Here is a 21,284-nt window from a genome sequence, read left to right as displayed (position 1 = left end):
GAATCCACACTTCCATTTCATACATATTGTTGCCACGATCGTAAGTCATTTCAAACTCGGGCTGGGACAAGCGAGGTGATTGAAATTCTTGGCTTGCACATAAACGCGGAGACGTCAAGCTACCGGGTACGATAGTTCAATAAAAAAACGGAAGTAGCCGATCACAATGATCGGCTGCTTCATTATGCTAACTGGCAGTTTAGTTATAATTGTTTACTACCTTCTATATCATTTGTGAGATGCTATAATTGTGAAATATAAGTAAATGGGAGGGGGTACAACTAATGGAAAATAAATTGCCTTTATTTATCGTAACAGGTGCAAGTGGGTCAGGGAAAACATATGTCATTAAGGAACTACGGAGATTGATGCCTGATTTTGATATTTTTGACCCTGATAGTCTTGTTGAATTTATTGGGCATGATTGGGAGAAAATGCGAAATATTTGGCTTAGGGTTGCACGAAATATCGCTCAAAGTGGGCGCATGACTATAATATGCGGAACAATGATGCCTTGGGATATTGAAAAATGTGCGGACTATCCATTTTTTAAGCATGTATATTACCTAAACCTACATTGTGATGAAGAAACTCGCGAGAAACGTCTTCGTGAAAGAAATTGGTCAGAGGAAGAGATTCAAAACCACAAAAACTTTGCAAAACGATTGCTTGAAATTGCTGATGAGGTCTATAACCCACCTATGCCTACTATTGATACAACGGATGCTGATGTAACCGAAGTTGCCTCTCAGATAAAAGAGTGGGTTCTCCAATACGCTTGAACTAACAGGGAACATTAGTTGAACAGTACAAGAAGCAGATACTACGGTAGCTGCTCCTTGTTTTTATTAAGCTAATGGGCAGGATAATTCAATCGTTTCTAGAATATTCCCTGAGTTGAATAATTTTATAAAGTATGAATATAACGTTATCTGAAAAATACGAAAAGATTATTTTTTGAAGGGATGATTAAATTGAAGCAAGGAATATTAGTTTATCTAAATGGAACTTCAAGTTCTGGAAAAACCTCGATATCGACTGAACTGATAAACCAGAAAGAGATTCCTTTTTATCATTTATCAATTGATGATTTTTTTAATAATTACAATGATTTTATTAATAATAAATTTCCAGATGAACCTCCAAGAGAAATAGATCATCAAGTTGTCTCACAATTACTTGATGATTCCATATTCTCAGTGTACCATTCGACAATTAAATTGTTATCAGAACTGGGTTTTAATGTAATAGTAGATACCGTAATCGACAAGGACAAGAGGTTTAATGAGTTTCTTGATCAATTTTTCGATCAGTCTACGTTATTTATAGGTGTAATATGCTCGAAAGAAGAACTCATAAGAAGAGAGCAAGCAAGAGGAGATAGAAAAATTGGACTGGCAGCTTCACAGTTTAGCAAAGTATATTGCTTTGATGAATATGACCTCGAAGTAAATACTGAAGATATGAACCCAAAAGAATGTGCCGAAAAAATATTAAATTTTATTAAGTCCGATAAGGAATACTCGGTATTTAAGAAATTAAGCAAAAAAAATGTTAGTGTTTCCTAGATGGCGTATCCAGATACCACCATATTCAAGCATTGGGGCTATCGCCCCTCAGCGTCCGAGGGATTTCGGGATTGAGCTAACGGAAAACGTTAGTTCAATAAACAGCGGCAGTTTTGGACTAAATATCTGAGTCCAAGGCTACCGCTGTTTCTATTTTTAAGCAGTCTARYTGATTTATTACTCGAGCATATCCCGCGACGATATGTTTCCTCAGACAGCGCATGTGGAGTGTGTGGTAAGGATATATCGGGATTGAAGAAAATGAAATAAGGTCATTGATAGCGCGTGCATCGATAGCGGCACCCAAGTGATAATGAAGCAGGCATAGACCAAAGCCCTATGCTACTGTCGTGTGTTTAGCAGCATCAGACCGGAGATTTTCTTTGTAAAATAGAATGAGACCCTTCCGGTTGGATATTGTCCAGCCGGAAGGGTCCGCATTTTTCTGTTTACGATTTTACTTAGCCCAATATTCGACCAACCTTACAAAGATAGTGGCTACTTCGGCGCGGGTGGCGGTGGCTTTGGGGTCAAAGAGGTTGTCCGGCTTGCCTAATACAATGCCGATGCCCCGCAGCGCCTGAACTGCTTCCAACGCCCATGAGCTGATCTCACTCTCGTCCGCGAAGGACTTAGATTGGCTTTCAGGTATCTCATAGCCCTTGTACTTCATGTAGTTGTACAGTATCACCAGCATCTGCTCGCGTGTCATCGGTGAATTGGGGTCAAACAGGTCTGCGTTTATACCGTTGACTATGCCGCTTTCGGCCGCCCACTCGACTGCCGCCGTGTACCACTGCCCGTCCGTCACGTCGCTAAAGCGGGAACTCGTGTATCCGGAGCGGTTTACGTTCTCAAGATTGGCCAGTACCTGCACGAACATTGCGCGTGTCATTGAGGTGCCCGGTGAGAACGTCGTGGACGTCGTGCCGTTGAAAAGACCGTATGTGTAGGCGAAGTTTACGTAGCTGTAGAACCAGTCGTCCATGTTGACATCCCTGAAAGGATTGCCCGACATCACGAGGAAGCCCAGCGGGGTGTCGTCATCGAATACAAGCTCCGTACCCTCATGGATGTTCAGCGACATGCCGTTGTCTAAGCCGACACTCGCGCCGCCCGGTCCTACCACAACCGCGCCGCCGCTCTGTATCTTCGAGCCGCCGTGGATATCCACTTGGTTGCCGTTCGGCAGGTTCACATGCGCGTCTCCGCCGCCCACTGTGACCGTACCGTCGCCCGCTATCGTCGAGCCGCCCGGAATGGTCACTGTGCTGTTGCCGCCGGGTAGTGCCACTTCGGCGCTCTTGTCCGCCGGAATAGTCACCTTACCGTTTGAGTCTATAGTTGTGCCTTCGGGTACCTTAATCTTCGTCCCACCCTTGGTCGCAATCTCGCCGCCGCCGGGTAGGGTGGTGTTGCCGTTTTTGTCTGTGACCGCGGGCTTATCCTTAGGAGTATTCACTGTGTAGTTCGACTTCGACAATCCAGCGTCTGTCCCGGTGCCCGTATTGCCGCTGTTGCCACCAGAAGGATCGGGCACAATGGGAGTCGTCGTCTTCGTCGGCGTAGCCGTTGCACTGATCTCCGCGCCGTCGCCCTTCGCACTTACCGCAACGACCTTGAAGGTGTAGCCTTGGTCGTTTGTCATGCCCATGAAGGTATATTTGGTCTCCGCCGCACCCAGTGTGACTGGCGTCACGTTGCCGTACCAGACCTTGTAACCCAATATCGCGCTGCCACCGTCGTCAGCCGGAGCAGTCCAGCTCAATGTGACCTGTCCGTCACCCGCCGTCGCCTTGAAGCTGCCCGGAGCACCGGGCACGTCCGTTTTTCTCTGCGCGAACATCCAATCAAAGACGTCTTTGTAGTCATTGTCCCAAGCCGACAAGTTAGAGGACTGCGCCGTTGGAGCTATGCTCCAAGTCCCCATAGTTATCTGGTTGTAAAGAACCGCAGCTTCAACCTCGTGCGCTACATAATCAGCCAGGACAGGGGTGTTGGCCGGATTCGGCCTCTGATTCGGCTGATCAAATTGATTGTAGGGCCACGTAAGAGCCTCATTGCTCTCAAAGCGCGAAGCCCTCGCGTTAATCATTTTCGGCATATTGGTGTTTATGAAGTTATTGAGGTTAGTCTGGTATACTCCAACGTTATTAGCATTTATAAACATCCAATAGGCCAGTTCGGTGTGAGCGGCGTTGGCGTTCGCGTTCGGTGAGCCGCTTACCGGAGACATAGGTGCGGCGGCCGCGAAGAAGCCGGGGTAGGCGTTAACTAAGTTGTTCGTATACTGGCCGCCCCATGAGAAGCCCGCCGCGTAAATACGATTAGGGTCTGCTGCGCCGCTAGCAACCAGATCGTCTATAACCTTCTTAACATTGCCTGTGGAGGGAGTAGACGTGCCATTATAGGAAATATTTAATATATGGCTGGCGTATTTTTCGGGATTTTCTTCCATTTTCTTCATTAGAGCGACCGAGCCGTTGGCGGATTTCATAGCCGCTTTTTGGTCAGTTGCTGCGTTTGTGCCGCCGCGTGACATGCCGTGGGTATAGACATATAGAGGCAATCCTTGCATAATGTTACCGCTTTCATCCTTGTGAAGGTAGAGCGCGCGATTGACCGAATTGCCCGTGGGTGTTGTAAACTTGTCAAGGATCGGATTCACAACTTTTTCCTGTTCAAAAACCACGTTGCGAAGCGGACTCCCTTCTGTCAATACAATCTCGCTGTTTTGGACGATGTTGTAAACCTGCTTTGTCGAGTTACTGCTGCCATCCAGCGTTATATTGCCGCCGCTCGCTGAATAAAAGTCAGACTCAACTACGATGTAACGGCCGCTTGCCAGTCCGGCCTGATAATCCGGTGAATTGCTTACCGTCCCCAGATAGCCGCGCACCTTCGGTTCGTCATTGGCGTATACCCTTGTGATTTTGCGCGTCCCTTCAAAGGTCACCGAGTCACCGTTCAGGGTTGTGTTCCTAGCCGAGACGGTAAACAAGCTCGGATTAAGCTGGGAGCCTAACGCTGCCTTCCCCTCGCCTAAGTCAATGATGACAGCCGTCGTGTACTCGCCACGGGCGAAGTTGTCATTCCATACGATAAAGGGAAGCATCTTCGCGTCCGGATCGTTTTTGAATGTCACATGAATTGTATGGTCAGCGTTAACATTTAAAAAGGTATAAGTGCCAGCGAATAGAGTCACGGCCTCGCCGTCTACCGTTACGGTATCCACAATTTTGCCGTGATTGGGGGTAAACGTAAATTCTTTATTTGAGCCATTATCTAGTCTCAGAACATCACCGGGTGGATTCGGCGTTATTTCACCGCCCGATCCCGCCGTGGCGGTGATTGAGAATCTGGTGTCCACTTCATTGGCTGAAGAGAGCTGCAGGCTGTCTATAAATGAAACATCGCTGGAATAAGCCGCGTCAGGAACTCCGAAACAGGAAACGACTTCATAGCGGTCACCGCCCTTTTCCGTCGAGTTATTGATATAAACCTCAAAGGTAAGCATGCCCTCCTCCAAGGTCAAGGTTCTTTTGGGTATTCTCATCTCCACGATATATCCTTTTTCCGTGATCTGGGTCCACGCAGCTCTTCCCGGAGCGGCCTGCCCTGAAAACACGCCCGTCGCGCTGACTCGCCATTGGTTTGAGCCTCCGGTTCCGGTGCCGACATAAAACTCCAGGCTGTCGTACTGGTGATCTCCACCGGCTCCCTGATATAGATTGCTGTCCTCCACAACTACGCGTGCATACAGGTAGTTGTGGTCCCAAAGGATTTTGGCTGTGCCTGTGGCATGGGGTCTGGAGTCGCCGGGCACAGTGCTTTTGTTGATTTGATGCTCCATTGTCAGGGCCCACAGTGGGTCGTCTGACCCGAGTTCGGGAGTTCCGAAAATGGCGGTCGGCGTTTCATTCGCTTCTGCGTTCTCGATGTTGTCAGTGTCGGCGGCATAGCTGGTAGGCATTAGCGACGCCATCATTACTAAGCAACAGAGGAACGCGAGCATGCTGCTAAATCGTTTTTGCATAAATGAAAATCCTCCTTATTTTTCGATTCGGTGCGCCCACGGCTTAACCGCATCGTATTCGGACACATTGTCAATTTGACAAACGCCCAACTATATGATGTGGTATATTTACCAGGTATTCAACCTGTCAAAATATAGAATCTATGGAAACGCTTTCTCCGAGAAATCTTTGAAAATAATCATGATTCAATTCAAATAAATGCTGATGTTAAAGTGGCTTATTTATCTCATATTGAAGGCGAAATGCTAAAGGATTCTAATACAATACTAGAAGAATTCATCGGAGAAATTGTTAATCAAAAGATGGAATCTTTATCTGGCGGAAAAAAATATGCTTCAATTGGCTAAAGTTTTCGCCAGTAAAGCAAACGTATTGCTTCTTGATGAACCGACAAGTCATTTAGTCACCTATACACAAATAGTACTGGAGGAAGCCATTGAAGACCATAAAGGTGCGATTGTCATGATTTCTATGCTGTGGTAAATGGTATGGATTATGTTTTAATCATTGACGGTAAGACGATAGAAAAAAATAGTTGAAACGAAAATAGAATTGGCTTTATAAGATACAGATTTTGTACTTGCAAAAGTATTGGTTTAATGAGCTATTTCTAATGAACTGATAAATCAGAAAGAGATTCTTTTTCATCATTTATCAATAGATGATTTTATCAAGGATTTTTTTAATAATAAATTTTCAGATGTTGAACCTACAAGAAAAGTAGATGAGCAAGTTATCGCACATATGCTCGAAAGAAGAACTCATAAGAAGAGAGCAAGCAAGAGGAGATAGAAATATTGGACTAGAAGCTTCAGCATCATTTTCTTCAAGGAAAAAAGGAAATATAAACAAATAAGCGAATAAAAATATGGATTATGATGCTATCAAAGGAGTAGAAGCGAAAATGCCTAATCAACTTAGCTCTCTTACCGTATTAATGGTATCCGATTTAGCAAAGTCTCAAAGCTTTTATCGCGATTCGCTTGGTTTTAATGTAACCGATTGGTGGGCAGAGCGCGGCGGCTTGCATGGCGTTGCACTTAAGCTATTTCAAGCGGCCGACCCTTCGGATGTAAGGCCGAACCAGCGTCCAGCTGGCGGCGGTTATGCCGTGGATGTACAGGTTTACACAGAAACATGGGCACAATTGGATGCGCTGTACGAGGAGTTCCGCAGTAAAAATATTATCATTTCCGTGGAGCCAATCATTTATGCAGATGGAGGACCATGGAAAGAGTTCGTCATCGASGACCCGGATGGCTACCACTTTGCATTCGGCGGAACAGATGGCAACCCAGGCAACTAATATAGTGAAAAAAGCTGCCAATCAATGGATTCGGCAGCCTTTTATTAAAATAAGCTAGACGTTAACAGGAGTAGCCTCTACCATCCAGTCAAATGGATCTGCAATTTTGCCCATTTGAATGCCCGTTAGCGTATCGTAAAGCTTCTTGGAGATTTCGCCTGTCTGGCCTCCATTGATGACGAGAACATCATCCTGCCAGTTCAGTTCTCCAATAGGAGAAATAACAGCAGCTGTACCTGTTCCGAAAGCTTCCTCTAATGCGCCGCTGCGGCCAGCCTCATACAGCTCTTCGATCGTAATCGGACGCTCGACAACTTCAATATTCCAATGACGGAGCATATGAATGATGGAATTGCGAGTCACCCCATCGAGAATACTGCCGTTTAGTGCAGGCGTATGAACAACGCCGTTGATTTTGAAGAAAACGTTCATGCTGCCGACTTCTTCAATGTATTTGCGATGTACGCCATCGAGCCATAGCACCTGAGAATAGCCTTTCTCTTTAGCAAGCTCCTGCGCTTTCAGACCAGCAGCATAGTTGCCAGCAGTCTTCGCTTCGCCAACGCCGCCCTTAACGGAACGAACATATTCGGACTCAACGAAGATTTTTACCGGGTTTACGCCTTCTGTGTAGTAAGCGCCTACCGGCGACATAATGATGATGAATTTATACTCTGTAGACGGTGCTACACCAAGCTGAGGTTGAGTCGCTATGACGAAAGGACGAATATAAAGCGACGTGCTAGGTGCAGTTGGAATCCAGTCCTTATCAACTGAAATAAGCTGCTTTAAAGCTTCAATGGTTGAATCGATATCGAGCTCAGGCACGCTGAGACGCTCGTTAGAGCGATTCATTCGTTGTATGTTTTTTTGAGGTCTGAACAGCAGTACGCGACCATCGTCGGTTTTATACGCTTTCAAGCCTTCAAAGATCGTTTGTCCATAATGAAACACTTTAGCTGCAGGGTCTAATACGATCGGTTGGTAAGGCAGAATACGCGGCTTGTGCCAGCCGTTGTCCGTCGAATAATCCATAATAAACATATGGTCAGTAAAATGATTGCCGAACCCAAGCTGGTCCACTTCTGGTTGTTGTTTCTTGTTTTTGGTTAACTCGATTTCCAATGATTGTAGCAAATGGCCCATCTCCCTTTATTGATCGTTAATTGAATGCTATCACTTCATGCGATATATTTAAAATATCTATTTTATTGAATGTCCATACCTTTAGGGTATGAACGGACGGAGTGATCGAATTGGACATGCGGCAGCTTAAATACTTCTTAACTATAGCACAAGAGGGACAGGTTACGCGCGCTGCAAAGCTGCTTAATATGGAACAGCCGCCTCTTAGCAGGCAATTGAAGCAAATGGAAGAGGAGCTTGGCGTCAAGCTGTTTGAGCGAAACGGCAAAGGGTTGATTTTGACCGATTCAGGAGAGCTGCTCAAGAAGAAGGCGGAGTCGCTGCTCTTGCAATTTGATGAATCCCTCAGAGAGGTAAAGGGGATGGAGGAGGGGGTTCGCGGCGTCCTGTCGATCGGGTCCGTTGTTTCCTGCATTTCCTTATTGCCCAAAAATATTGAGCTGTTCAGAGAAAAATATCCTCAAGTTACGTTTAAAATATCGGAGGGCGATCACTTCTATCTTGGTGAACAGCTGGAGAAGAGGGCCATAGATTTAGTTATCGCTCGGCTGCCGTTTGAGGCACAGAAGCATCCGCAGCAATACTCCATTATGCCGCTGCCATCAGATCCGTTTGTCGCCGTTATTCCAAGCTCATGGACGGAATATGCAGGAAAAGAAGCACTGTGCATGAAGGAGCTTGCCCAGTTTCCGTTTCTCACCTTGAAGACGGATCGAACGACTCGCATGCATGAGCAGGTCGTGAACGAGTGCAAACGGCACGGCTTCGTTCCTAATATTATATGCGAATGCTCTAGCGTCGCCATTATTATGTCCCTTATCGCTTGCGGCATTGGGGCAACCGTATTTCCGAAATCGGTTATGTCTTCTTTTCCAAGCACCGTCGTCAAAATGCTCAACATTGAGGATGCGGACTTTCAGTCGGGCGTCGGCATTCTGTGGCTGAAGGATCATTATTTGCCCAAGCGCGCGCAGCAATTTATTGAAAGCTTTCGTACTGAAATGTAATAAAGGAGGAGACAACACTTGGATCAGCTACCTATAAGATTAGCGGAAGCCAAGCTTCGTATGTATGAGCAGCAGCATGTTCTGGAAATGCTTGCAAACCTGCCGGAGCAGGAGAAAAACAAGCTGGCTGCGCAAATTATAGAAATTGATTTTGAGCGGATAGCCAAAGCTTTAGCTGGCCGCAGCGATACTAAGAAGCTGAACAACGATACGATATCCGCGATACCGTTTGAAGACTGGGAAGATTTTGAACAGGGAGAAAAAGCGGCATATACCGAAAAGGGCTGGGAGCTGCTGCGAGCTGGGAAAGTTGGAGTTATCGTTGTTGCTGGCGGGCAGGGCAGCAGGCTTGGCCATGATGGACCTAAGGGTACGCTGGATATTGGACTTCCATCCCATAAATCTTTATTTCAGCTTCAAGCAGAGCGGCTGCTGTATTTATCGAGAAAAGCCGGCAAGTCTATCCCATGGTATATCATGACTAGCCCCGATAATCATGAAGCAACGAAGGCATTTTTTCATTCCTTGCAATACTTTGGTTATCCATCAAAGGACTGTTTCTTCTTCCAGCAAAATACGATGCCTGCGCTCGATCATGACGGTAAGCTGCTGTTATCGGAGGACGGAACACTTATGCTGGCCCCAAGCGGCAATGGCGAATGTTTCGCGTCGCTAAAACGCACAGGAGCTATTGCTGATATGAAACAAAGAGGCTTAGAGTGGCTGTTTTACTATAATGTAGACAATGCGCTTATAAAGGTCGCAGACCCTGCTTTTATTGGACTAGCTGCGTCACGCAATCAGATGGTTGCAACAAAGGTTATCGAAAAAACGGATGTTGACGAAAAAATCGGGATATTATGTTTGAAAAATGATCACCCGGCTGTGCTCGAGTATAACGAAATTCCGTCATCCATCAAGGATAAAAGAACGAATGACGGACGATTGTTTTATAGCTTAGGGCATATATCTATCCATTTATTTAAGCTGGACTTCATAGAAGAGCATGCAGATACGGATATCCCTTTCCATATTGCCTCCAAAAAGATGAAATACATGGACGCCGAAGGAAGCATCATCACACCTACGGAGCCAAACGCTTATAAGCTCGAACGCTTTATTTTTGATTTTTTTCCATTGGCCGAAGAAGTTACTGTTATACGGGGGATTCGTGAGGAGGAATTCGCTCCAGTCAAAAATAAATCGGGTGAAGACAGTCCGCTTAGTGCACGCAAGCTCGTTCAGTCGCTTCATCGAAGCTGGCTGCGCACCGCTGGTGTGTCTGAAGAACAGCTGCATGGTCGTGATATTGAAATTTCGCCATTAATTTCGTATAACGGCGAAGGCTTGAAAGCGGAAGATTGGAGCTCTGACTGATCGCTAACGAACTCCAGAGTCGCTATATGATCAAATTAGACTCATTTTGGTATGTAACGAATCCCACTGGCGCTATTTAACCTTGTGGCTGCATATTTTGAGGCCATTTTGCTGAATAGCGTTACTGGAGTTCGTTAGAGTTCAGAAAACGATAATTTAAGCGAAATAACGTCTCCTGAGTTCGTTACATGTTTTGAAACCATTCAAGCACCAGTACAGTCGAAATATAGGGCTGCGTTTACTTATTGTATAAAAAGATATCAACAAGGGAAATGTTTACATTACGAACGTGTGTACGGTATTATTGAGGTGGCTGATTATTCATGTTTATTAGCTAATAGAATAGACTTCTTTCTAAAGGGAGATGATCTGATGAATACAGAACACGTAACATCTACCGATCAATTGCAACAAAAACTAGACAATCATTGCAATTGTCTAGCTAAGCTAGGTTATCTTAACGGTTGTGTATTGGTTGCATTCGAGGGACGAATCATATTAAACAAGGGCTATGGGATGGCAAGCTTTGAGCTTGATGTTCCGAATGACCCGCAGACGAAATTCCGTATCGGCTCGATTACCAAACAATTTACGGCAGCAGCAATCGTTATGATGCATGAACTGAAGCTTTTGAACGTAGAAGACCCGATCTCCGAGTACCTCCCCAGCTACCCAAATGGCGATAAAATTACGATTCATCACTTGCTAACACATACATCAGGAATTCCGAACTACACAGGCCTAGAGGATTTTGTACCAAAGATGAGGCTTGTTTCTTCTACAGACGACCTCATTGCCAGATTTGCAGACAAGCCCTTGTTGTTTGAACCGTGGGAGAAGTTTGATTACAGCAATTCAGGTTATGTGCTTCTTACAGCAATTATCGAGAAAGTATCCGGACGCACCTACGAGGACTATATCTACCATGCCATATTGAAGCCGCTTGGAATGATAAATACCGGTTATGATCGTGCTAAGAAAATATTGAAAAACCGTGCATCCGGCTACGAGGTTTGGGGTGAAGTAGTGAATGCAGAGTTTCTGGAAATGACTATTCCATCCGGCGCTGGAGGCATGTATTCGACCGTTGAGGACCTTTATATTTGGGGACTGGCGCTGCATTCACATAGGCAGATCAGCGAGAAGGCTTATGCGAGCATGACGACACCTTTCAAAGATACATATGGCTACGGATTATTTATATATGAGGAAGAAATTATGGGCAGCCTCAGGAAAGTTATCGGCCATGGCGGGGGCATTAATGGTTTCTTAACCGAAATGAGGCATTATAAAAAAGAAGATGTAACGGTAATCGTTTTATCCAATCTAATAACGACGCAGGTAGGACCGATTAGTCAGCAGCTGGCGCGGCTTGTTTTGGGCGAGGAAGTGCAGCTTCCGATATCGCATACGCCGATCAAGCTGGAAATCAATCAGTATAACCATCTCGTTGGCAGCTACGATGTTGAAGGGGAGCCAGCCTCGCCATTAATCATTTCGCAAGAGCAAGAGAAGTTTTATCTCACCCAAAATACGTGGTTTAAATTTGAGCTCTGTCCGTATTCCGCAGTAGAGGGAGAACTGCTGTTTTTCTTGAATGGAATGGACGGAAAGATTACTTATACCGAAACCGGATCTGTACCAGAATTAACGGTTCAGCTGTTTGGCGGCGTCAAAAAAGCAGTGAAGAGCGTTAGCCTATGATTCAAGCCGTTATTTTTGATTTAGACGGTACGCTGCTGGATCGTGATCGTTCCTTATTGAAGTTCGTAGAGGAGCAATTCGAGAGATTGATTAGACCGAACGTCGAGGTGGATAAAGAGAGTTATATTAAAAGGTTCATCGCATTAGACAGTCGTGGCTATGTTTGGAAGGACAAAGTGTACCAGGAGCTCATACGAGAGTTTGAGCTAAGGCTGGATTGGAATGAGTTGCTAGAAGACTATAAAAAAGGTTTCTCAAATCATGCGGTTTCATTTCCTAATATGATTGAACTGCTCGATAGCCTTAAGGAGAAAGGCTATAAGCTGGCGATGATTACGAACGGATTCGGCGACTTTCAAGCGAGCAATATTCAGGCCCTCCAAATCGCTCATTATTTTGATGAAATTCTTATTTCGGAGCGGGAGGGCCTCCGCAAGCCTGATCCCGCTATATTCCTGCGAGCTGCGGAAAAACTGAATGTGGCGACAGAGGCATGTGTTTATGTTGGAGACCATCCAGTCAATGACATCACTGCGAGCAAAGCGACAGGCATGAAGGGAATATGGAAGGAAGACAACTATTATACGGAGTCATTTGAGTATGACGCGAAGGTGAAGGACTTAATAGAAATTAGACATCTAGTTGAACAATGGAAATAACGGAGGAAAGCTAAAATGGAGATAAGGCCGAGGGTTTGTGCGGCAATTATTCGTAATGAGAAAATTCTGATGGTCTTTCAAGATCATCCCCTCGAGAATCGGAGCTTCTGGACATTGCCCGGCGGTGGCGTAGAAGCTGGGGAAACGAATGAGGAAGCGGTTATTCGTGAGGTTAAGGAAGAAGTCTGTCTAAATGGCAATGCGGAAAGACTATTATTTGAAGCGGAATATTCATTAGGGCCGGATTATTGCTACCTTGTTACCGTTGATGCAAAGGAAGAGGCACAGCTTGGAGTAGACCCTGAGCTCTCTGCTGATGAGCAGGTATTGAAAGGAATCGCATGGTTTACATTAGAGGAAAAGAAAAACGATCTGCAGGTGTCTAGAGTCATTGCTTGTCTATAGCTCTTTTCGCCATCTATGAAAAATTAGTTGTAAAATGGTGAATTCACCTTTACAATAATAGGAATGACTGGAAGGGGTGGGAGTATGAAGACGATGATAGAGGCGCTTCGGGAAAGACCTCGATTATCATTTTTATATTTCCATTCTTATATGAAACACTAAAGCGATTGCTGCTTTAGTGTTTTTTTATACTTAAAAACGCGAAGGAGTGTTTTAGAAATGATGAGAGAACAATTGGCGAAAGCAATCTATGAAGCAGCCTATTTAGAGGGAGAGTTTAAGCTGCGTTCAGGTCAAACTTCGAATCACTATTTTGATAAATACTTATTTGAGTCCAATCCTAAGCTATTGGCTGAAATTGCAGAGAAACTGGTTCCGTTTGTACCCAGCGATACCGAAGTATTGGCGGGCCTCGAAATGGGCGGCATTCCGATTGCAACAGCTCTTTCGCTGAAAACAGGCATTCCTGCCGCATTTGTAAGGAAAGAAGCAAAGAAATATGGCACCTGTAAGCTTGCTGAAGGAGTAGACATAGCAGGGAAAAAGGTCTGTATTATTGAAGATGTGGTTACAACAGGAGGACAAATTCTTATCAGCACGGATGATCTGAGGAAATATGGGGCTGAGATCAAGTCGGTTATGTCGGTTATTGAACGAGAGCCGCTGGGCAGGAAGAATCTCGAAGAGGCGGGATTAACCTACATTTCTTTATTCCATATCGATGAGCTGTTGCAAGCTTCGACTAAGTAATACTTAGTAATTCCAGAGGAACTAGTACCCTTTATAAGAGAAAATGATAGCAAGCTGCTATTAAATTGATTGGTAATTTGAATTAAAATTCGTTAATATGTATTAATATGCAAAAATCTTGACGAGCATGGATTCTATTCATTCTATATAGAGTAAGGGGCTTATGAGGTGAGAATTTCATTAGAGCTGGTTCCAAGAGACGAGGCCCAGCTGAAGGCGGAGCTGGATTTAATTAAAACACAGTTTCCTGCTATCAATACAATTAATATTCCTGATTTGACAAGGTTCGAGCTGCGCAGCTGGGAGGCATCCTGCATTTGCAAATCTCTATATGAGTCTAGTATTCCCCATATCCGGGCCATGGACTTCGACTGTGTAGAACCGCTGCAATTCATAGAACGCTTAGACAAACATAACATTACTGAGGTGCTCGTCGTAACCGGCGATGTTCCAAAAAATAGCGAGAAGGTTGTTTATCCGACGACTTGTTTAGACTTGATTGCCAAGATCAAGAAGGATTACCCCCATATTAAGGTGTATTCAGCGATAGATCCTTATCGTGGCAGCATGGACGAGGAATATGAGTATGTACAAAAGAAGCTTGAAGCGGGAGCAGACGGTTTCTTCACGCAGCCATTTTTTGACCTGAGCTTGATGGAGCAGTATTCAGATATGGTGAAGGGCTCCGAAATTTTCTGGGGCGTATCGCCGGTCGTAACGGACAAATCGCAAAAATATTGGGAAACAAGAAATCATGTTGTATTCCCAGCTGATTTTCAACCGACGCTTGAGTGGAATATCGATTTTGCGAGGCAAGCATTAGCGTTTACGAAGAAGACGAACAGCCATATTTATTTTATGCCGATAAAAGTTGATTTGCAGGCTTATTTTGATGGAATCTTCAGTAAAGTACTCGTATAAAGTAAAATGCGAATGGAAAACAAATGACGGCTGTCTCCAAAGGCAACATGCCAAGAGGAGCAGTCTTTTTTTGTGTTTTTATGAAAAAAACTTCATTGGCTGCAAGATTAGAATAATGCTACAATCGTTCAAGTGTGGTCATTTGGAAATGTAAGGAAGTTCAGATATCGTACAATATATTAAAAARGGGTTGAACACGATATGGCTATCAGAGCCAAAACGGTCATTTTCACTATATTGCTTGTGCTAGGCTTGCTGCTTCGCTGCTATTATACGGATTGGGATAAAAAGCTGACGGGTGACGAGGTTGGCTATAATAAAATGGTGCTGCAGCTGCTTCACGAGGGCGTTTACGGATATGCGCCATATGCTTATTCAGAAAAACCTAATGCGTTTACAACGCCAGGTTATCCTCTTTTTTTGGCTGGCTGTTATGCCGTATTTGGATATGCGGGAGATCGTCCCCCAGTCGTACAAATTCAGGCGCTGCAAATATTGATTCAGCTTATATGCGCAGTTATCATGTATAGGATTGCGAGACGAATGTTTGCGCATACGGGCATTAGTCTGTTGATAATGGCTTGTTATTTATTGCATCCCACGTTTATTTTATCGCCAATGTATCTTTTAACAGAAACGTTATACGGTTTATTTTTTCTATTGTTTATTTATCTTTTAGTGAGGTGTGCACAGGAGACTAAGCTTAGATGGTTTCTATCACTAGGTGTCGTCTTCGGCATTTGTGTACTGATCCGGCCAACGATCGTTCCCTTTATCGTTGTTTTGCTAGCTGGTGTAGCGGTATACGGCAGAAAACATGGAATGGCAGCGGTGCTAAAAGTGATTTCCGTGATTACGATCGGCTTTGCTGCAATGATGCTGCCCTGGTGGATTCGCAATTGGATGACCTTAGATAAGGTGCTGTTGCTCGCGGAGCAGACGGGAAATCCGTTGTTATGGGGTTCTTATCCTTTTGAACGGAGTCCTCATGTTGACGTTAAACAAGATCCCGCGGAAATGGGGAGAATAGCTTATGAGCGAATCATCAATGGTTTTCGCTATGAGTTTTTCACTTACCTGAGCTGGTACAGCTGGGGCAAGCTGCTAATTTATATTAGTGAGATTTTTCCGGGTTTAGGATATATAACAGTAAATAAGCTATTGTCCAAGCTGATAACCATTTTGCATATGATCGTTATGGTCATTGGTTTGGGTGGACTCATGAAGATCATTATCCTTGAAAGAAGAAATGCGATGTATATGATGATTGCATTGCTCGCCGTGTTTAGCATATTGCTGTATCTTCCCTTCTCGCCTACGCCAAGATATTTTTATCCGACGATTCCGCTTTGTTTCTTGGGACTGGGATATTTGCTTTCATGTACCATAACGTCTAAGGGCAGACCAATTAAAAATGAAGGTTATCGAGCATAGTTGCTTTAAGGCATGGACGTTTTATAATAGATAGAACTAAATGTAATATCGCGTTTTATTCGAATATAAGCAGCTGGAAAGAAAGTATGAATAAGGACTTTAACAAAGGTGGTATTTTGGTAAATGGCAAAAGGAAAATATTATGTCRTCTGGGTTGGCAAGAAAACAGGGATATTTACTTCATGGCCCGAGTGCCAAGCGCAGGTTAGCGGAGTACAGGATGCGAAGTATAAATCTTTCGAGACGAAGCAGCTGGCGGAAAAAGCTTTCCAAGACGGCTGGCGCAGTCATTGGGGGACAGGCTCAGGCAAAGCTGCTGCTTCGAGCGCAAAAACAGGGAGCAGCGTAAAGCAGACTGTACTGCTACAGGAAGAAACAGCTTCTATTGACTACGATAGTATTTCTGTTGACGTGGGTACGCGTGGAAATCCCGGTCCTGTCGAGTATAAAGGCGTCGACACACAAACGGGCGAAATCTTATTTTATGTTGGACCTGTACCGAACGGCACTAATAATTTAGGCGAGTTTATTGCTATCGTACATGCTCTTTCCTATTTGAAGGAGAAAGGCAGCACAAGGACGATCTACAGTGATTCAAGAACAGCGCTAAGCTGGCTTCGCAACAAAAAAGTAGCCTCGACCTTAAAAAGGGATGCTTCGACTTCGAAAATTTGGGAGCTTACAGATGAAGCTGTCAAGTGGCTTCAAACCCATACCTACACGAATAAGGTATTGAAATGGAATACCGAGGAGTGGGGCGAAATCAAAGCGGATTTTGGCCGCAAATAAGAGGCGGTGCTGACCCAAGCAGCCACTGTGTTTTACCGTGAAAATTCAAACGTGTAGCATCAAACAACATTAGTTTCCCCGAAGCGAGGACGGGGAAACTTTTTTGTGTTTTTTGAACGTACGGCTAAAGTAATAAATGTCGTTGAAGCCTGTTGCTGTTGCAACCTCTGACACGGTAAGCGGACTGTGACGCAGCAAATAATCGGCTTTGCCGAGCCGAGTCATCGTTATATATTCTGTAACGGTATGACCGCTCAGCTCTTTGAACAATCGGCTAAAGTGGTAGCGGCTGAGGTTTGCCATGCTTGCCAGCTGGTCCACCGAAAGCTCATCCTTGTAGCTGTCCTCAATATGCTTGAAGACAGGCGCGAAGCGCTCAATGTTTTTCATACGCTCCGCATATTCGTCTTTGGTGAGCACGGTAGCGACATGACCGCGAAGCAGCAGCGTCAACAGGCGGTAGAGCTCGGACTTTATGGCCAGCTCGTAACCGAACTCGCGCTGCTCAAGCTCATTGATGATGGCATGCATGCAGGACGTTACTTTGCTGTCGTCGCCAATATAATTTTGCAGCAGAAGGCGATTCTGCGTAATGGGCGTAATGAACTTCGTTTCAGCAGCATCGACCGACTGGCTGTGCAGCAAGGAAATGTCGGCGATGAGCGCATAGTAGTACAAATCTGATGATAGGCTGATTCCGTAGTGAAGCTCATTGCTGTTCACAACGATGAGATCGCCAGCGGAAGCTGTTATCGTAGTAGAACCGCACTCTATCGAGGCTTTGCCAGACACAAAATATAAAAATTCAAGATGTTCATGAAAATGATGCGGGAAAATGACTATTCCCTGCTGGTCGAAGGTGTTGTGATGCAGTTTTATCGGAAAATGAGGGTCTGGCATGTCCATAGGCTCACGCAGTTCTTCGAATTTTTCCAACTTGAATGACCTCCTCAGTAGGATAGCACAATTGTACAAACAAACCGCACAGCTTTACATGGAGTTGCAGGTTGAAACCATTATAATACGAAAGTGTAGACATGCAAAACCTTACTATTAGAATCCATAAGGAGAGATTAGCAATGAAACCGATACAAATCGCGGTTATTGGAACAGGCTCTATCTCATCATCTCATCTAGATTCCTATAAGAAAAATCCTAATGCGAACATTTACGCGGTTTGCGATTTAAATGAAGAGCGCGTAAAAGCCGCAGCTGAGAAATATGGCGCCGAAAAAATTTACACGGATTATCACGAGCTGCTCGCTGATCCAGTTATTGAAGCAGTCAGCATTTGTACGTGGAACAATACGCATGCTGAAATCAGCATTGCGGCTCTAAAAGCTGGCAAGCATGTGCTCGTAGAGAAGCCGCTTTGCCGTACGGTTGAAGATGCGCTTCTTGTGCAAGAGGCTGTAGAGCAATCCGGCAAGCTCCTTCAAGTGGGCTTCGTCCGCAGATACGATACGAGTGCACAATTGATTCGTGCGATGGCTGACAGAGGCGAGTTCGGTGAAATTTATTTTGCCAAAGCATCAACGCTCAGACGCCTTGGAAATCCAGGCGGATGGTTCTCCGACATTGAGCGCTCAGGCGGCGGGCCGCTTATTGATATTGGCGTACACGTCATCGATCTTTGCTGGTATTTGATGGGACGTCCAAAGCCGGTATCCGTTAGTGCCAATACGTATCGCAAGCTTGGCAATCGTGCCAATGTAAAAAACTTAAGCTTCTACCAAGCGGCGGATTACGATGCGGAGAAAAACACAGTTGAGGATTTGGCGAATGCGCTTATTCGCTTCGAGAATGGCGCATCGCTGCTCGTAGATGTCAGCTTCACGCTGCATGCTAAGTCTAATGAAAACACAGTTAAGCTGTATGGGGAAAAAGGCGGTTTTGAAATCGATCCGGAAACCGTTATTGTAACAGAGCAAAATGACACGATCTTAAACGTATATCCGCAGACGGATCACGCTGGTTTTGATTTTGTTGGCGCTTTCCAAAATGAAATCAACCACTTCGTTGATTGTGTTGCTAACGGTAAACAGCCAATCAGCCCAGTGGCGGATGGCGTGGAAATTATGAAGATATTAGTCGGCATTTATGAATCCGCAGCAAAAGGAGCGGAAGTGCGTCTATGAAATTAGGAATCAGCACATACAGCTTATATAATGCACTGAGAACGGGCGAAATGTCGATACAGGATGTTATCGGATATATTGCATCCATTGGCGGAGAGCATGTTGAAATTGTACCGCTGGGCTTTAACCTTACTGAAAATCCGGAACTGATTGAAGTGATTAAGAAGCAAGCGCAGGAAAGCGGTATTGAAATATCGAATTATGCGGTAGGTGCAAACTTCTCCGGTTTAAATGAAGAACAATTCGAGCTGGAGCTTGACCGCTTGAAGCGTGAAGTGGATATTGCGGCAGCACTTGGCGTGAAGAAGATGCGCCACGACGTGGCATCATCGCAAAACCTATCCATTTCGAACTTCTTGTTGGAGCTGCCGAAGCTAGCGAAGGCTTGCCAAGCTGTTGCGGATTATGCAGCAACGTTTGGTATTACAACAAGTGTAGAAAATCACGGTTATTTTATACAACATAGCGACCGGGTACAGGCACTCATTGAGGTTGTAGATCGTCCAAACTTCAAGACAACGCTTGATGTCGGGAACTTCCTTTGTGTGGATGAGAATCCTCTTGCTGCTGTTAAAAACAATGTCAGCCTGGCTTCTATGGTCCATATTAAAGATTTCTACTATCGTCCATCTACCGAAAATCCGGGTGAAGGCTGGTTTAAATCCAAAGGCGGCAATTGGCTTCGGGGTGCAATCGTCGGACATGGCGACATCGCAATGCCGCAAGTACTGCGTGCAGTGAAAGAAAGCGGCTATGATGATTATATTTCCATTGAGTTTGAAGGCTTGGAAGATTGCCGTCTTGGAACGAGACTTGGCTTTGAATTCGTAAGACGTGTATGGAACGAAATCTAAACGAAGGAGTGACTCGAAGATGACATCACCTATCATTACGAACAAAATCGGCGTTATCGTGGATAGCTTTCAGGTTGGTGTAAAGGAAGGTTTGCTTAAAGCGAAGCAGGTTGGTGCGGATGGCGTGCAAATGTATGCAGTACATGGCGAGCTGGACCCTGCTAACCTGAACGCAGCTGCAAGAAAAGAATGGAAGTCTTATATTGATGGGCTAGGCCTTGATATTTCCGCTCTAGTTGGCGATTTGGGCGGCCATGGTTTTCAGGATCCTGCGGAAAACCGAGCGAAAATCGATAAATCCAAACGGATTATGGAGCTTGGCATGGAGCTTGGAACAAACATTATTACGACGCATATCGGTATCGTTCCAAGCGACAAAAACAGCCGTGTTTATGAGACGATGCATGCGGCATGTGAAGAGCTGGCTAGATTCGCAAATGACATGAACGCTTATTTTGCGATTGAGACAGGACCTGAGACGTCTGCGCATTTGAAGTCGTTTCTTGATGGTCTTGGCACCAAAGGCGTAGCTGTTAACTTTGACCCTGCCAACATGGTTATGGTTACAGGAGATGATCCTGTCCAAGGCGTGTACACGCTTAAGGATTATATCGTTCATACGCATGCGAAGGACGGCGTGAAGCTGGGAGATGTTGATCCGCGCGACGTTTATGGCGATTATGGCTACGAGGTTGCACTTGACCATGAGAAAATTGCTGCGATGGCCGAGACTGGCTCCGCGTTCCGCGAAGTGCCGCTTGGTGATGGTACTGTAGACTGGCCGGCATATTTGCGAGCGCTTCAGGAAATTGGCTATACAGGTTATTTGACGATCGAGCGTGAAGTTGGTACGAGTCCAGAAGCGGATATTAGCAAAGCTGTTCAGTTTTTGAAAGCTTTTAAAGGACAATAAAACAAGCATGGAGCATCCTCAATCGTTCTCTACAGATGAATTATTGGCTGCAAGCAGTCCAGTTGGAAGGCAAACCGTCTGGCTGCACGGCGGCAAATAAGAGGTTAGTCATCGGTTTGAGATGAATGTGTGATGTAGATTTAAGCGAAAATCTCATGAAACCGCCCAAAAGAAAGCTCTCATGGCTTAGTCCATGAGAGCTTTTTTGACTTTTGCAGTTAGCTTTAAGGTGGAAAGGGTGAAGCGAATTCGGTAAAATAATAGAAGACGGAGTAC

At 45.0% G+C, this 21,284-nt stretch carries 18 protein-coding genes and 1 pseudogene; 16 read left to right on the top strand and 3 right to left on the bottom strand.

Translation table 11 applies throughout. The annotated features are described in order from the left end of the window. Positions 1 to 284 precede the first annotated feature (284 nt). Positions 285 to 782: an AAA family ATPase gene (locus tag AB4Z17_RS03515; RefSeq protein ID WP_441958173.1), complete on the top strand. Its 498-nt coding sequence runs from the start codon at positions 285 to 287 to the stop codon at positions 780 to 782. Positions 783 to 974: 192 nt separating this feature from the next. Further along, positions 975 to 1,568: a chloramphenicol phosphotransferase CPT family protein gene (locus AB4Z17_RS03510; protein ID WP_441958194.1), complete on the top strand. Its 594-nt coding sequence runs from the start codon at positions 975 to 977 to the stop codon at positions 1,566 to 1,568. Between the two features lie 457 nt (positions 1,569 to 2,025). On the opposite strand, the gene AB4Z17_RS03505 is transcribed toward AB4Z17_RS03510, so the two are convergent. After that, on the bottom strand, positions 2,026 to 5,604 hold the full coding sequence (locus tag AB4Z17_RS03505) for an S-layer homology domain-containing protein (protein WP_441958171.1): 3,579 nt from the start codon (positions 5,602 to 5,604) through the stop codon (positions 2,026 to 2,028). A gap of 156 nt (positions 5,605 to 5,760) precedes the next feature. On the opposite strand from AB4Z17_RS03505, the pseudogene AB4Z17_RS03500 reads away from it, so the two are divergent. Continuing rightward, positions 5,761 to 6,141: pseudogene (locus AB4Z17_RS03500) on the top strand (ATP-binding cassette domain-containing protein); the annotation flags it as partial. Between the two features lie 368 nt (positions 6,142 to 6,509). Next, entirely contained in the window at positions 6,510 to 6,911 is a 402-nt protein-coding gene (locus AB4Z17_RS03495) for a VOC family protein (protein WP_441958169.1), read from the top strand. A gap of 54 nt (positions 6,912 to 6,965) precedes the next feature. Here the strand turns inward: AB4Z17_RS03495 and AB4Z17_RS03490 are convergent, their stop codons facing one another. Next, positions 6,966 to 8,048: a branched-chain amino acid aminotransferase gene (locus AB4Z17_RS03490; protein WP_144376722.1), complete on the bottom strand. Its 1,083-nt coding sequence runs from the start codon at positions 8,046 to 8,048 to the stop codon at positions 6,966 to 6,968. A 119-nt stretch (positions 8,049 to 8,167) separates the two neighbouring features. Here AB4Z17_RS03490 and AB4Z17_RS03485 point away from each other — a divergent pair, with 119 nt between their 5' ends. The 9 genes from AB4Z17_RS03485 (at position 8,168) to rnhA (ending at position 17,103) form a co-directional block, all read left to right on the top strand. Continuing rightward, positions 8,168 to 9,064 (top strand): LysR family transcriptional regulator, encoded by an 897-nt coding sequence (locus tag AB4Z17_RS03485; protein ID WP_076267287.1) that lies wholly within the window; start codon positions 8,168 to 8,170, stop codon positions 9,062 to 9,064. An 18-nt stretch (positions 9,065 to 9,082) separates the two neighbouring features. Next, a complete protein-coding gene (locus AB4Z17_RS03480; RefSeq protein ID WP_441958168.1) occupies positions 9,083 to 10,441 on the top strand; it encodes a UTP--glucose-1-phosphate uridylyltransferase in 1,359 nt (452 codons plus the stop codon). Positions 10,442 to 10,813: 372 nt separating this feature from the next. Continuing rightward, positions 10,814 to 12,145 carry a serine hydrolase domain-containing protein gene (locus AB4Z17_RS03475; protein ID WP_441958166.1) on the top strand — a complete coding sequence of 444 codons (1,332 nt, stop codon included), beginning with the start codon at positions 10,814 to 10,816 and terminating at the stop codon, positions 12,143 to 12,145. Beyond that, positions 12,142 to 12,804 (top strand): HAD family hydrolase, encoded by a 663-nt coding sequence (locus tag AB4Z17_RS03470; RefSeq protein WP_441958165.1) that lies wholly within the window; start codon positions 12,142 to 12,144, stop codon positions 12,802 to 12,804. The genes AB4Z17_RS03475 and AB4Z17_RS03470 overlap by 4 nt, the downstream gene beginning before the upstream one ends. A gap of 15 nt (positions 12,805 to 12,819) precedes the next feature. Further along, positions 12,820 to 13,209 (top strand): NUDIX domain-containing protein, encoded by a 390-nt coding sequence (locus AB4Z17_RS03465; RefSeq protein ID WP_441958163.1) that lies wholly within the window; start codon positions 12,820 to 12,822, stop codon positions 13,207 to 13,209. Positions 13,210 to 13,428: 219 nt separating this feature from the next. Next, entirely contained in the window at positions 13,429 to 13,959 is a 531-nt protein-coding gene (gene pyrE, locus AB4Z17_RS03460; RefSeq protein WP_441958161.1) for an orotate phosphoribosyltransferase, read from the top strand. 168 nt (positions 13,960 to 14,127) lie between these two features. Beyond that, positions 14,128 to 14,880, top strand: a complete 753-nt coding sequence (locus AB4Z17_RS03455; RefSeq protein WP_441958160.1) for a methylenetetrahydrofolate reductase — start codon at positions 14,128 to 14,130, stop codon at positions 14,878 to 14,880. Between the two features lie 201 nt (positions 14,881 to 15,081). Then, positions 15,082 to 16,314, top strand: a complete 1,233-nt coding sequence (locus AB4Z17_RS03450; RefSeq protein ID WP_441958159.1) for a glycosyltransferase family 39 protein — start codon at positions 15,082 to 15,084, stop codon at positions 16,312 to 16,314. A 123-nt stretch (positions 16,315 to 16,437) separates the two neighbouring features. Continuing rightward, positions 16,438 to 17,103 (top strand): ribonuclease H, encoded by a 666-nt coding sequence (rnhA, locus tag AB4Z17_RS03445; protein WP_441958157.1) that lies wholly within the window; start codon positions 16,438 to 16,440, stop codon positions 17,101 to 17,103. A 69-nt stretch (positions 17,104 to 17,172) separates the two neighbouring features. On the opposite strand, the gene AB4Z17_RS03440 is transcribed toward rnhA, so the two are convergent. Next, positions 17,173 to 18,039: an AraC family transcriptional regulator gene (locus tag AB4Z17_RS03440; protein ID WP_441911469.1), complete on the bottom strand. Its 867-nt coding sequence runs from the start codon at positions 18,037 to 18,039 to the stop codon at positions 17,173 to 17,175. Positions 18,040 to 18,182: 143 nt separating this feature from the next. Between AB4Z17_RS03440 and AB4Z17_RS03435 the strand changes: the two genes are divergently transcribed. From AB4Z17_RS03435 to AB4Z17_RS03425, 3 genes are read left to right on the top strand one after another with little or no spacing between them, the layout of a single operon-like run. Further along, positions 18,183 to 19,241, top strand: coding sequence for a Gfo/Idh/MocA family protein (locus AB4Z17_RS03435; RefSeq protein ID WP_076267279.1), 1,059 nt, complete (start codon positions 18,183 to 18,185; stop codon positions 19,239 to 19,241). Beyond that, positions 19,238 to 20,095 (top strand): sugar phosphate isomerase/epimerase family protein, encoded by an 858-nt coding sequence (locus AB4Z17_RS03430; RefSeq protein ID WP_441958155.1) that lies wholly within the window; start codon positions 19,238 to 19,240, stop codon positions 20,093 to 20,095. The genes AB4Z17_RS03435 and AB4Z17_RS03430 overlap by 4 nt, the downstream gene beginning before the upstream one ends. Positions 20,096 to 20,114: 19 nt before the next feature. Continuing rightward, positions 20,115 to 21,008 carry a sugar phosphate isomerase/epimerase family protein gene (locus tag AB4Z17_RS03425; protein ID WP_441958153.1) on the top strand — a complete coding sequence of 298 codons (894 nt, stop codon included), beginning with the start codon at positions 20,115 to 20,117 and terminating at the stop codon, positions 21,006 to 21,008. Positions 21,009 to 21,284 lie beyond the last annotated feature (276 nt).

The organism is Paenibacillus sp. TAF43_2, from assembly GCF_052113545.1.
Lineage (GTDB): Bacteria > Bacillota > Bacilli > Paenibacillales > Paenibacillaceae > Pristimantibacillus.
The sequence above is the reverse complement of the archived record's forward strand: the minus strand, read 5'-3'. Positions and strand labels throughout refer to the sequence as shown.